The sequence below is a fragment of the Geodermatophilus ruber genome (assembly GCF_900114385.1).
Classification (GTDB): Bacteria; Actinomycetota; Actinomycetes; order Mycobacteriales; family Geodermatophilaceae; genus Geodermatophilus; species Geodermatophilus ruber.
Genome location: NZ_FOSW01000007.1, coordinates 104,852 through 117,163, shown reverse-complemented (window position 1 = coordinate 117,163; position 12,312 = coordinate 104,852). Strand labels below are relative to the sequence as shown.

The window sequence follows — 12,312 nt, the reverse complement described above, 5'->3', positions numbered from 1 at the left end:
ATCCACACGTCACCGAGCCAGGGAGTACCGAGTGCCACGCCGCCTCTTCACGTCCGAGTCGGTGACCGAGGGCCACCCGGACAAGATCGCCGACCAGATCAGCGACTCGATCCTCGACGCGATGCTCGCGCAGGACCCGCGCAGCCGGGTCGCGGTCGAGACGCTGATCACCACCGGCCAGGTGCACATCGCCGGCGAGGTGACGACCGCCGGCTACGTCGACATCGCCGACATCGTCCGCCGCACCATCCTCGGCATCGGCTACGACTCCTCGCGGAAGGGCTTCGACGGCGCCTCCTGCGGCGTGAGCGTCTCGATCGGCTCGCAGTCGCCGGACATCGCCCAGGGTGTGGACACCGCCTACGAGGCGCGCACCTCCGGTACCACCGAGGACGAGATCGAGCGGCAGGGCGCCGGCGACCAGGGGCTGATGTTCGGGTACGCGACCGACGAGACCCCCGAGCTGATGCCGCTGCCGATCGCGCTGGCGCACCGGCTGTCCCGCCGGTTGTCCGCGGTCCGCAAGGACGGCTCGGTGCCCTACCTCCGTCCCGACGGCAAGACCCAGGTCACCGTCGTCTACGAGGACGACCGGCCGGTCGGCGTCGACACCGTGGTCGTCTCCTCCCAGCACGCCGAGGACATCTCCATCGAGCAGCTGCTCACCCCGGACGTGCAGGAGCTCGTGGTCGAGCCCGAGCTCGCCGCGCTCGGCCTGCCCACCGAGGGCTACCGGCTGCTGGTCAACCCGACCGGCAAGTTCGTCATCGGCGGCCCGATGGGCGACGCCGGGCTCACCGGCCGCAAGATCATCGTCGACACCTACGGCGGCATGGCCCGCCACGGCGGCGGCGCCTTCTCCGGCAAGGACCCGTCGAAGGTGGACCGGTCCGGCGCCTACGCCATGCGCTGGGTGGCCAAGAACGTCGTCGCCGCGGGCCTGGCCCGCCGCTGCGAGGTGCAGGTGGCCTACGCGATCGGCGCCGCGCACCCGGTCGGGTTGTTCGTGGAGACCTTCGGCACCGGGTCCCTCCCGGACGACGTGCTGGAGAAGGCGATTGGCTCGGTCTTCGATCTGCGCCCGGGCGCGATCGTGCGGGATCTGGACCTGCTGCGCCCGATCTATGCGCAGACAGCCGCCTACGGCCACTTCGGGCGCACCGACGTCGACCTGCCCTGGGAGCGGCTCGACCGCGTCGACGCGCTGCGCTCGGCCACCGGGGTCTGAGAAAGGACCCCGCTGCCCCCCGCCACTCGCACGCTCGCGGCGGGTCCCTGCAGCGGGGCCGCCGTCCTCCTCGCCACTCGCACGCTCGCGGCGGGTCCCTGCAGCGGGGCCGCCGTCCTCCTCGCCACTCGCACCCTGGCGGCGGGTCCCTGCAGCGGGGCCGCCGTCCTCACCCCGCCACAGGCTCGGGGTGAGCCTCGGGACGGGGCCGCGCAGCTCCGCGGCGCCGTCGTACCCGGCGGCGACACTGGCGGCGACCCCGCAGCATCCGCCGAACGGAGATCCCGCTGACCTCGGCCCCGCCCCGGTCCGCCGCTGACGGCACCGAACCGGCTGCCCGCACGCCGCGGGTCGCCCGGGTCGTCGTCGACGTGCCGCTGGCCCACCTGGACCGGCCGTTCGACTACGCCGTCCCGGAGGCGATGGCTGCCGAGATCCGGGCCGGCTGCCGGGTGCGGGTGCGGTTCGCCGGCCAGCTGGTGGACGGTTTCGTGCTCGAGCTGGCCGACACCACCGAGCACGGCGGGAAGCTGGCCCCGCTGGCCAAGCTGGTGTCGGCCGAGCCGGTGCTGAGCCCGGAGGTCAGCGTGTTGGCCCGCTCGGTGGCCGACCGCTGGGGCGGCACGGTCACCGACGTGCTGCGGCTGGCCGTCCCACCCCGCCGGGCCGCGGCCGAGAAGCGGCCCGTTCCCGAGCCGCCGCCGCTGCCGCCCGCCCCCGATCCGGCCGGGTTCGCCCGCTACCCGACCGGGCCGGCGCTGCTCACCGCCGTCGGCGAGGGCCGCCCCGCGCGGGCGGTGTGGACCGCGCTGCCCGGCGAGGACTGGCCGGCCCGGCTCGTCGAGCTCTGCCAGGCCGCGCTCTCCGGCGGCCGTGGCGCGCTGGTCGTCGCGCCCGACGGCAAGGACCTGGACCGGCTGGCCGCCGCCGCCGAGCAGCGGTTGCCCCCGGGCTCCTTCGTCGTCCTCCGGGCCGACGCCGCTCCCGACGCCCGCTACCGCCGCTTCCTGGACGTCGTGCGGGGCAGCGCGCGGGTGGTTCTCGGCACCCGGGCCGCGGTGTACGCGCCGGTCGCCGACCTCGGGCTGGTCGCCGTCTGGGACGACGGCGACGACCTGCACGCCGAGCCGCGCGCCCCCTACGCCCACGCCCGCGACGTGCTGCTCCACCGGGCGCACCTGGCCTCCTGCGCGGCCGTCGTGGCCGCCACCGCGCGCACCGCGGAGGCCCAGCTGCTGGTGGAGAGCGGCTGGGCGCACGAGCTGGCCGCCGAGCGGATCGCCCTGCGCGCCGCGGCCCCCCGTGTGCAGGCCCTCGGCGCCGACGCGGAGCTGGCCCGCGACCCGGCCGCCCGCACCGCCCGGCTGCCCAGCCTGGCGCACCGGGTGGCCCGCCAGGCGCTGGCCGACGGCGCGCCGGTGCTGGTCCAGGTGCCCCGGGCCGGGTACGCACCGGGCCTGGCCTGCGACCGCTGCCGGGCGCCGGCGCGCTGCGCCGTGTGCTCCGGGCCGCTGGGCATCTCGCCCACGCCCGGGCCCGGGGGGTCGCGGGTACCGGCCTGCCGGTGGTGCGCGCGCCCCGCGGCGACCTTCGACTGCCCGCACTGCCACGGGACGAAGCTGCGGGCCTCCGTCGTCGGGGCCACGCGCACCGCCGAGGAGCTGGGCCGGGCTTTCCCGGGCGCCGCGGTCCGGGTGTCCGGCCGCGGATCCGGGGTGCTGCCCACGGTGCCCGGGGGCCCCGCGCTCGTCGTCGCCACACCGGGAGCCGAGCCGGTCGCCGAGGGCGGGTACGGGGCGGCGCTGCTGCTGGACTCCTGGGCTCTGCTCGGGCGCGCCGACCTGCGGGCGGGGGAGGAGACGCTGCGCCGCTGGCTGAACGCCGCCGCGCTGGTCCGCCCCGCCACGGCCGGTGGGCAGGTCGTCGTGGCCGCGGACGCCGCGCACGCCGTCGTCCAGGCGCTGGTGCGCTGGGACCCGGGCTGGCTGGCCGGGCGGGAGCTCGCCGACCGGCGGGCCCTCGGCTTCCCGCCGGCCACCCGCATCGCCGCCCTCTCGGGGTCGCCGCAGGCGCTGGCGGAGTTCCTGGAGGCCGCCCGGCTGCCGGCCGACGCCGACCTGCTGGGCCCGGTGCCGGAGCCGCCGCGCCCCGGCCAGGAGGGCGAGCGGGAGCGCTACCTGGTGCGGGTGCCCCGCGGTGAGGGGGTGGCCCTGGCCGCGGCGCTGGCCGAGGTGCAGGGCGTGCGCAGCGCGAAGAAGGTGCCCGAGCACGTCCGCGTGCAGCTGGACCCGCTCGACCTGGTGTGAGCCGGTGACCCCGGGGCGGGGTCAGCGGGGCCCGGGCGTGGCCGGCCGGTGCTGCTGGTCGGGGGCGGGCTGCGCCGCGTCGTCGCGCGCCGCGGGCGTCCGGCCCGGTCCGGTGCCGGGGGCCGCGGCCGTGTGGCACTCCCCGTGCCCTCGGCCTGCCTGCGCCCGGCCGTCTCCCGGTTCGTGCTGGCCGGGTCCGGACGCCGGGCGGCCGGCCGGTGGCGGCTCGGGTGCCGGTGCCGGTGCGGGGGCGGGGACCGGTGCCGGTGCCGGTGCGGGGGCGGGTACCGGTGCGGGGGCGGGTACCGGTGCGGGGGCCGGAGCCGGTGCGGGGGCCGGAGCCGGAGCGGGTGCTGGGGCCGGCGCCACATGCTGCGCCGCCGGGGGTGCGGGGGGTGCTGGGGCCTCCGGAGTGGGGGCGGTCAGCGGCGCGGCAGGCGCGCCGGCCGCCGACGGGGCGGCGGGGGGCTGCCGCGCGGCGGCGGTCTCCTCCGGGGCAGGCGGAGGGCCCGCGGCCGGGGTGGGGGCCCGGGCCGGAGCGGGCTCCGACGGCGGGGACGGAGCGGGCAACTCGCCGCTCAGCCGGGCGAGGGGTGCGCCCTCCTCCGGTGGCCCGGCGTCCGGCGGACGGGACTGCAGGGTCGGCTGGTCGAGCGTGCCGGGGCCGGCGGGCGGATCCGGTCCGCGGGTCCCGGCCGGCGGCTCGCGGCTCCCGGGCCCCAGCAGGTCGTTGGCACCCGGGAACGGCTCGGCGACGGTGCGGGCGTGGTCGGCCGGGGGCCGACCCACCAGCGACAGCCCGACCCACGTCCCGACGAGCACGACGAGGAGGAAGGCGCCGGTGACGACGAGGCTGCCCGCCGTCACCCGCGCCAGGGCCCACCACCTGCGCCGCGGCGGGCGGGCCGGAGCGGCCCGCAGGAACACCACGGGGCGGTCCCGGCCGTCAGCGGGGACCGGGGGGCCGGGCTCTCGGCGGTTGCCGTGCGCGGCAGTGCTCATCAGCGTCTGCCCTCCTGCGGACGGCCGGGCCGGAGGTGGCGCTCCGCCCACAGGCCCGCCTGGGTCCGGTCGAGGGCTCCGACCCGGTGCAGGATGTGGTTCGCGTGCGTCTTCACGGTTCCCTCGGTGATGCGCAGCCGACGGGCGATCACCTTGTTCGAGTGCCCCTGGCGCAGCAATTCCAGGACCTCCCGCTCGCGGTCGCTGAGCTGCTCGCCCCGCCCCCGGTCGCGCAGGGCCGCCAGCACCGAAGGTGTCACGTGCGGGTCGATGGGTCCTCCCCCCGTGCTGACGATCCGGACGCCCTCGAGGATGGCCTCGGACCGGTCCGACCACGGCACCCGCCCGGCCGCGTCCCGGACCGACGGCCCGGCCACCGGGCCGGACGTGAGCAGCCCCGCCGCCGGGCGCCCGAGGTCGGCCGGCGGGTCGGGGGAGTGCGCCCGGTCGGTGTCCACGGACACCGGCCGGCGCCGTCGCCCCGTGCTGCGGATCACTTTCGTGAGAATAGGTCGGTTCCGGCTCGAATGGGTCCGTCGCGGTGCGGGCGGCGCCGCACCGGCGGCGCGTCGTGCCCGGGACCTTGGGTGTACAGCGACGTGTGTATGGAGACTCCACCGCCGGCTGGGACGACGACTGACTACTGAGCCATCGGGAGCGCCGTCCCACCGGACCAGCTCCGGCGGGACGGCGCCGTCGCCGGGGCACCTACGATCGACCGGTGAGCGTGACCCCCATCCGGCTCTACGGCGACCCGGTGCTGCGCACGCCCGCCGCGCCCGTCGTCGACTTCGACCGGGAGCTGCACCGGCTCGTCGCCGACCTGACCGACACCATGGTGGCCGCCGGCGGCGCCGGCCTGGCCGCCCCGCAGCTGGGGGTGGGCCTCCGGGTGTTCACCTGGTGCGTCGACGGCGAGCTGGGGCACCTGGTCAACCCGGAGGTGACCCCGGTGGGGGAGGAGACCGAGGAGGGACCGGAGGGCTGCCTGTCGATCCCCGGGTACGCCTACGACTGCCGCCGGCACCTGCACGTGGCCGCGACCGGCCGGGACATGCACGGCGAGCCGGTCCGGGTGGAGGGCTCGCACGTGCTGGCCCGGGCAGTGCAGCACGAGGTCGACCACCTCGACGGCGTGCTGTTCATCGACCGGCTGGACGCGCAGGCGCGGGCGGCCGCGCTGGCGGAGATCGCCGAGGCCGAGTGGTCCGGTGCCGGGGCCTGGGTCCCGACGGTGAAGGTGAGCCCCCACTGAGACTCCTCTTCGCCGGGACGCCCGACGTCGCCGTCCCCTCGCTGGATCTGCTGCTCGCCTCCGGGCACGACGTCGTCGGGGTCCTCACCCGCCCCGACGCCCGCTCCGGCCGCGGCCGCGGGCTCAGCCGCTCGCCGGTCGCCGAGCGGGCCGATGCCGCGGGCCTGCCGGTGCTGCAGCCGCGCTCGCCCCGCGACCCGGAGTTCCTCGAGCGGCTGGCCGACCTCGCCGTCGACTGCGCGCCGGTGGTCGCCTACGGCGCGCTGGTGCCGCAGGCGGCGCTGGACCTGCCCCGGCACGGCTGGGTGAACCTGCACTTCTCGCTGCTGCCGGCCTGGCGGGGGGCCGCGCCGGTGCAGCACGCGGTGATGGCCGGCGACGAACTGACCGGCGCGTCGACCTTCCAGCTGGAGGCGGGCCTGGACACCGGGCCGGTCTACGGCGTGGTCACCGAGCCGATCGCCCCCCGGGACACCGCCGGCGACCTGCTGGCCCGGCTGGCCCTCAGCGGCGCCCGGCTGCTGGTGGCCACCCTCGACGGCATCGAGTCCGGCACGGTGGTGCCCGAGCCGCAGCCTGCCGAGGGGGTCAGCCTGGCACCCCGGCTCGAGCCGGCCGACGCCCGCGTCGACTGGACGCTGCCCGGGCACGTCGTCGACCGCCGGGTCCGGGGCGTGACCCCCGCGCCGGGCGCCTGGACCACCTGGCGCGGGGACCGGCTGCGGCTGGGGCCGGTCGAGCCGCTCCCGTCATCCCTCGGGCTGGAACCGGGAGAGCTGTCGGTGGGCCCGACCGGGGTCCTGGTGGGCACCGGTGGCGGCGCGGTCCGGCTCGGCGAGGTGCAGCCGGCCGGCAAGCGGATGCTGCCGGCGGCCGACTGGGCCCGCGGCGCCCGCCCGAGCCCCGGCGAACGGGTCGGGGGATGAGCCGCCCCTCCGGCGCGTCCCGATCCGGACGCCGCGACCGCCGCCCGGCCCCGCGCCGGCCGGTGCTCGACGGCGCGCGGCTGACCGCCTACGACGTCCTCGACGCGGTCACCTCCCGCGCGGCATACGCCAACCTGCTCCTGCCCCAGCTGCTGGGCGAGCGGGACCTCGAGCAGCGGGACGCGGCCTTCGCCACCCAGCTGACCTACGGCACGCTGCGGGCCCGGGGCACCCTCGACGCGGTCCTCACCGGCCTGGTCGACCGGCCGCTGGCCGACCTGGACCCCCGGGTGCTCGACCTCCTGCGGCTGGGCACCTACCAGCTGCTCGACCTCCGGGTGCCGGCGCACGCGGCGGTGGCCACCACCGTCGACCTCACCCGGGCGATCGTCGGCGCCGGTGCGTCGGGTCTGGTCAACGCGGTGCTGCGCCGGGTCGCCGCGGGCGGGGACCGCGCCCGCTGGCTGGAGACCCTGGACGGCGAGGGCGACGACCGGCTGGCGCTGGCCACCGACCACCCGCGCTGGATCGTGCAGGCGTGGCGCGAGGCCCTCGGAGACGAGACCCCCGACGGTGAGGCGGAGCTGGAGGCCGCGCTGCAGGCCGACGACGCGGCACCCGAGGTGCACCTGGTCGCCCGCCGGGTGCCGCGCGCGGAGCTGGTCGAGCAGTCCGGCGGCCGGCCCGGGCCGTGGTCGCCGTACGCGGTCCGCCTGGGAGGGGGCGACCCGGGACTGGTGCCGGCCGTGCGTTCCGGTGCGGCAGCCGTGCAGGACGAGGGCAGCCAGCTGGCCGCACTGCTGCTGGCCCGCGCGCCCCTCGACGGGCCGGACGCCGCATGGCTGGACATGTGCGCCGGCCCCGGCGGGAAGTCCGGGCTGCTGGCCGCCGTCCGTCCGCCGGGCGTGCGGCTGACCGCCGCCGACCGCGCCCCGCACCGCGCCGAGCTGGTGCGGAGGTCGCTGCGCGGCGAGGAGGACGTCGAGGTGCTGGTGGCCGATGGGCGGCAGCCGCCGTGGGCACCGGGGTCTTTCGACCGGGTGCTGCTGGACGCGCCCTGCACCGGCCTCGGGGCCCTGCGCCGACGGCCCGAGGTGCGCTGGCGGCGCACCGGGGACGACGTCCCCCCGCTGGCCGAGCTGCAGGCGGCGCTGCTGGAGCGCGCCCTCGCCTCGGTACGCCCGGGCGGGCTCGTCGCCTACGTCACCTGCTCGCCGCACACGGCCGAGACGGTGGCGGTGGTCGACGCGGCCGCTGCGCGCGACGACGTCGAGGTGCTGCCCGTGGCGCCCCTGTTCCCAGAGGTCCCCGACCTCAGCCGGGGCCGGTACGGGCAGCTGTGGCCGCACCGGCACGGCACCGACGCGATGTTCCTGGCCCTGCTCCGCCGGACCCGCTGACCCCGGCCCTGGGGCGTGGGGCCCCGGGTCACGACGGGGCCTCCCGGCTGCCCGGCGGGTGCAGGTTGCGCTCGGCCCACAGCGCGGCCTGCGTCCGGTCGGGGACGCCGATGCGCTGGAGGATGTGCGTGACGTGCGCCTTCACCGTGCGCTCGCTGATCTGCAGGCGGCGCGCGATCGTCTTGTTCGGGTAGCCGAGCCGGATCAGCTCGAGCACCTCGGTCTCCCGCTCGGTCAGCGCCACCGTCGGCCCGCCCCGCTCCCGGACCGTGCGCAGCAGCGACCGGGCGACGGCGGGGTCGACCGGGGCACCCCCGGCGGCGACGGTGCGCACGCCGTCGAGGATCTGCTCGCCCTCGCTCTGCTTGAGCAGGTACCCGTCGGCGCCGGCGTGGACGGCGTCGAGGACCAACCCGGCGTCGCTGAACGAGGTCAGCACCAGGATCCGGGCCGGTAAGGCCGCCGCCCGCAGATCCCGGATCACCGTCACCCCGTCCGCGCCTGGCATCGAGAGGTCGAGGAGCACGACGTCGGGGCGCAGCCGCGCGACCAGCTCCGGCACGGCCTCGCCCTCGGCAGCCTGCCCGACGCACTCCATGTCACCGGCCGTGGCCAGCAGGTGCATCAGCCCCGTGCGGACCACGGCGTGGTCGTCGACCACGAGGACCCGGATCACGGCGCGGCCCCGGTGCGCCCGGGCACCGCATCGGCGGAGGACAGCGGCTCGGGGGATGAGGCGGACGGCAGCCCCAGCGGGACGATCGCCTCGACCCGGGTGCCGAGTCCCGGCGCGCTGGCCACCGTCAGGGATCCGCCGATGGCCTGCAGCCGGTCGCCCAGCGCCCGCAGCCCCAGGTGCCCGTTGGCGTCGCTGGCCGCGAGGCTGACCTCGTCGAAGCCCCGGCCGTCGTCGTCGACGACGACGGTGGCGTCGTCGTCGGCCCGGGACACGGTGACCTGCACCCGGGAGGCCGAGCTGTGCGCCGTGACGTTGCGCAGCGCCTCCAGGGCGCACCGGTACAGCTGCGTCGCGACCGGCTCGGGCAGGTCGTCGGCGTCCTGCACGTCCAGCCGGACCCGGACGCCGGAGCGCTCCAGGCCCTCGGCGAGCACCTTCAGTGCGGGGGCCAGGCCGGCGCTCGGCAGCCTCGGCGGGTTGAGGTCCACCAGCAGCGAGCGCAGCTCGGTGACGCTGTGCCGCACCCGGTCGGCGGTGCGGGTGACCAGGGCCGTGTCGTCGCTGCCCTGCGCGCCGAGGCGGGCCGCGTCGAGGTCGTAGGTCAGGCCGGTCAGGTCCTGCACCACGCCGTCGTGCACCTCGGCGGCGATGCGCCGGCGCTCGGCCTCCGAGGCGTCGACGACCGACTGCAGCAGGCGTCGCTCGATCTCCTGGTGGCGCCGGAGCCGGAGGGCCAGCCGCCAGGCGAAGGGCACCTGGAACAGCTGCAGCAGCAGCAGGCCGCCGAGCGCGGGTGGCGCGAACCGCATCCAGGCCGAGTACGCCGGAGCCTCCACCGTCTCGTAGCCCTGGTCGATCTCCACCAGCAGCGGGCGGCCGGCGCGGTCGCGGACCCCCACGTAGGCCTCGAGCTGCTCCTCCCCCGGCGGCGCGAAGCGGTTGTCGGGGGAGGACGCGTCGGCCACGGCCGAGAACACCGCGCCCTCGGTCAGGGCGGCGCGGACCCCGGGGTCCAGCGGGTGGACCTCGCCCTCGAGCCGTGGTTCGTCGGACCAGAGGATCCTTCCCTCGGCGTCCCAGACGTTCACCCGTGTGATGGGACCGGTGGCGGCGACGGCCTCGACCGCCATGCGCAGGTGCGTCCGCTGCTGCTCGTCCCCGTCGAGCAGTTCGGGGGTCAGCAACGGGGCCACGATGCCGTAGGCGACGACGCGGGCCACGTGCTCGGCCGACCGCGTCCCCTCCTCCATGCCGGCCCGGCTGGCCAGCGTGGCGATGACGGCGGCGAGCAGCAGCGTCACCACCACCCCGGCCGCGGTGAAGCGAGCGACGGACGCGGCGACCGACACGCGATCGGGCCGGCCGGCGGACCGGTTCACTGTGATCCGCTTCACCATTCAGAGACTAGGTGGGGTGGTGCCGGCCGGGGACCTCCCCGGGCGCGGCCCGCTCGGGCGCGCTCCGCGCCGCGCGGCGCGCACCTGCAGAGGCACCGGCGGGCGGCGTGCCGCATCGGGGGGTTGCGGAAGGCCGCCCGCCGGTTGCCGCACGAGGATGCCGCCGGACGCGGGGGGCACTCCATTGCACTTTCGTCCTATGACCCCTCCCGGCCGGGAACCGATGACCTGACCGCCGCGACCTGGCACAACGACCACACCGGCCCACCCGTCCGGCGAGCGCTGCTCGCTACGACCAGTGACCCGTGGAATAGGTCATCTAGACTCGGAAGACGTGTCCCGCATCCCCATGATCGCGCCCAGCTTGCTCTCGGCGGACTTCGCCCGGCTGGCCGACGAGTCCCAGCGGGTCGCGGACGCCGACTGGCTGCACTTCGACGTCATGGACGCCCACTTCGTCCCCAACCTCACCTTCGGTCTGCCGGTGATGCAGGCCGTCCAGGCGGTCAGCCCCGTGCCGCTCGACTGCCACCTCATGATCGACGCCCCCGAGCGCTGGGCGCCGGGCTACGCCGAGGCCGGCGCGCGCAACGTCACCGTGCACGCCGAGGCCTGCACCGACCCCCGCGCCGTCGCCCGCGACATCCGCGCCGCCGGGGCGCTGGCCGGGCTGGCGCTCAAGCCGGGCACGCCGCTCGAGCCGTACGTGGAGGTGCTGCGCGACTTCGACACCCTGCTGGTGATGACCGTCGAGCCGGGCTTCGGCGGGCAGGAGTTCATCACCGAGGTGCTGCCCAAGGTCCGCCGGGCCCGCGAGCTGGTCGGCACCGGGCACCTGCAGCTGTTCGTCGAGGTGGACGGCGGGATCAACGCAGACACCATCGAGCAGGCCGCCGAGGCCGGTGCCGACGTCTTCGTCGCCGGGTCTGCCGTCTACGGCGCGGCCGACCCTGCCGAGGCGATCGCCGCCCTGCGGAAGCGGGCCGCCGCGGCGATGCAGGGGTGAGCAACACCGCGAGCGAGCGGCCCGCAGTCACCCCCGCGCACGAGTCCAGCGCGGCCACCCCCGCGCACGAGTCCAGCGCCATGGCCCGCGCCCGGGAGCTCGGCGCCGCCGTGCTCGGCACCACCCACCCCAACCCCCCGGTCGGCGCGGTCGTGCTGGATGCGGCAGGCGTCCCGGTCGGGGAGGGCGCCACCACGCCGCCCGGCGGCCCCCACGCCGAGGTGGTGGCGCTGGCCCGGGCCGGCGAACGGGCCCGCGGCGGCACCGTCGTCGTCACCCTCGAGCCGTGCGCGCACACCGGCCGCACCGGACCGTGCGCCGACGCGCTCCTGGCGGCCGGCATCGCGCGGGTGGTGGTCGCCGTGCCCGAGCCGACCGAGCTGGCCGGCGGCGGAGCGCAGCGGCTGCGCGACGGCGGTGTCGAGGTGCTCCTCGGCGTCGAGGAGGCCGAGGCCGCCGACGGCGCCCTGGCCGCGTGGCTGACCGGCATCCGCCGGCACCGGCCGTTCGTCGTCTGGAAGGTCGCCGGCACCCTCGACGGTCGCGTCGCCGCCGCTGACGGCAGCAGCCGCTGGATCACCGGGCCCGAGGCGCGTGCCGCGGTGCACCGGCTGCGGGCCACCTGCGACGCCGTCGTCGTCGGCACCGGCACCGCGCTGGCCGACGACCCCCAGCTCACCGTCCGGGACGCCGACGGCGCCGATGCGGCCCGGCAGCCGCTGCGGGTGGTGATGGACCGCCGCGGCCGGCTGCCCGGCACCGCCCGGGTGCTCGACGGCGCCGCGCCCACCCACGTCAGCGCCGCCCCCAGCCCGCGGGAGCTGCTGGCCGAGCTGTTCACCCGGGACGTGCGCCGGGTGCTCCTCGAGGGCGGTCCCACGCTGGCCGCCGCCTTCCTCCGCGACGGCCTGGTGGACGAGGTGGTCGTGCACCTGGCACCCAAGCTGCTCGGCGCCGGCGCCCCCCTCGTCGGTGACCTGGGAATTTCCGCCATCGACGACGCGCTGACCCTGGACGTCGTCGACGTGACCCGCCTGGGCGGGGACGTGCAGGTCCGCCTGAGGCCGACCCGGCACACTGGTGCGGGTCGGCCGGCGGACGGGAGGGGTTGAG

At 77.4% G+C, this 12,312-nt stretch carries 10 protein-coding genes; 7 read left to right on the top strand and 3 right to left on the bottom strand.

What is annotated here, in order from left to right; all coding sequences use genetic code 11:
- Positions 1-31 precede the first annotated feature (31 nt).
- Both metK and BMZ50_RS12860 read left to right on the top strand, forming a co-directional pair.
- On the top strand, positions 32-1,228 hold the full coding sequence (gene metK / locus BMZ50_RS12865) for a methionine adenosyltransferase (protein WP_091325119.1): 1,197 nt from the start codon (positions 32-34) through the stop codon (positions 1,226-1,228).
- A gap of 287 nt (positions 1,229-1,515) precedes the next feature.
- Positions 1,516-3,534: a primosomal protein N' gene (locus BMZ50_RS12860; RefSeq protein ID WP_281245438.1), complete on the top strand. Its 2,019-nt coding sequence runs from the start codon at positions 1,516-1,518 to the stop codon at positions 3,532-3,534.
- A 1,001-nt stretch (positions 3,535-4,535) separates the two neighbouring features.
- Here the strand turns inward: BMZ50_RS12860 and BMZ50_RS12850 are convergent.
- Positions 4,536-5,033 carry a LuxR C-terminal-related transcriptional regulator gene (locus BMZ50_RS12850; RefSeq protein ID WP_245753620.1) on the bottom strand — a complete coding sequence of 166 codons (498 nt, stop codon included), beginning with the start codon at positions 5,031-5,033 and terminating at the stop codon, positions 4,536-4,538.
- A gap of 224 nt (positions 5,034-5,257) precedes the next feature.
- Here BMZ50_RS12850 and def point away from each other — a divergent pair, with 224 nt between their 5' ends.
- Genes def through BMZ50_RS12835 form a run of 3 tightly spaced genes read left to right on the top strand, consistent with a single transcriptional unit; the run spans position 5,258 to position 8,117 of the window.
- Positions 5,258-5,791: a peptide deformylase gene (gene def / locus BMZ50_RS12845; RefSeq protein ID WP_091325113.1), complete on the top strand. Its 534-nt coding sequence runs from the start codon at positions 5,258-5,260 to the stop codon at positions 5,789-5,791.
- Positions 5,740-6,717 (top strand): methionyl-tRNA formyltransferase, encoded by a 978-nt coding sequence (fmt, locus tag BMZ50_RS12840; protein ID WP_245753619.1) that lies wholly within the window; start codon positions 5,740-5,742, stop codon positions 6,715-6,717. The genes def and fmt overlap by 52 nt, the downstream gene beginning before the upstream one ends.
- Entirely contained in the window at positions 6,714-8,117 is a 1,404-nt protein-coding gene (locus BMZ50_RS12835; protein WP_091325111.1) for an RsmB/NOP family class I SAM-dependent RNA methyltransferase, read from the top strand. Before fmt ends, BMZ50_RS12835 begins: the two co-directional genes overlap by 4 nt.
- Positions 8,118-8,145: 28 nt before the next feature.
- Here BMZ50_RS12835 and BMZ50_RS12830 read toward each other — a convergent pair whose 3' ends face one another.
- Positions 8,146-8,793, bottom strand: a complete 648-nt coding sequence (locus BMZ50_RS12830; protein ID WP_091325108.1) for a response regulator — start codon at positions 8,791-8,793, stop codon at positions 8,146-8,148.
- Positions 8,790-10,190: a sensor histidine kinase gene (locus tag BMZ50_RS12825; RefSeq protein WP_177212768.1), complete on the bottom strand. Its 1,401-nt coding sequence runs from the start codon at positions 10,188-10,190 to the stop codon at positions 8,790-8,792. Before BMZ50_RS12825 ends, BMZ50_RS12830 begins: the two co-directional genes overlap by 4 nt.
- A gap of 337 nt (positions 10,191-10,527) precedes the next feature.
- On the opposite strand from BMZ50_RS12825, the gene rpe reads away from it, so the two are divergent.
- Together rpe and ribD are read left to right on the top strand one after the other, a co-directional pair.
- Positions 10,528-11,199: a ribulose-phosphate 3-epimerase gene (gene rpe, locus BMZ50_RS12820; protein WP_218146229.1), complete on the top strand. Its 672-nt coding sequence runs from the start codon at positions 10,528-10,530 to the stop codon at positions 11,197-11,199.
- Complete coding sequence (gene ribD, locus BMZ50_RS12815) at positions 11,196-12,311, top strand: bifunctional diaminohydroxyphosphoribosylaminopyrimidine deaminase/5-amino-6-(5-phosphoribosylamino)uracil reductase RibD (RefSeq protein ID WP_245753618.1); 1,116 nt, start codon at positions 11,196-11,198, stop codon at positions 12,309-12,311. The genes rpe and ribD overlap by 4 nt, the downstream gene beginning before the upstream one ends.
- Position 12,312 lies beyond the last annotated feature (1 nt).

Excerpts from the sequence above, each read along its gene's own strand:
- BMZ50_RS12835 (WP_091325111.1), top strand. The coding sequence starts at position 6,714 with ATGAGCCGCCCCTCCGGCGCGTCCCGATCCGGACGCCGCGACCGCCGC.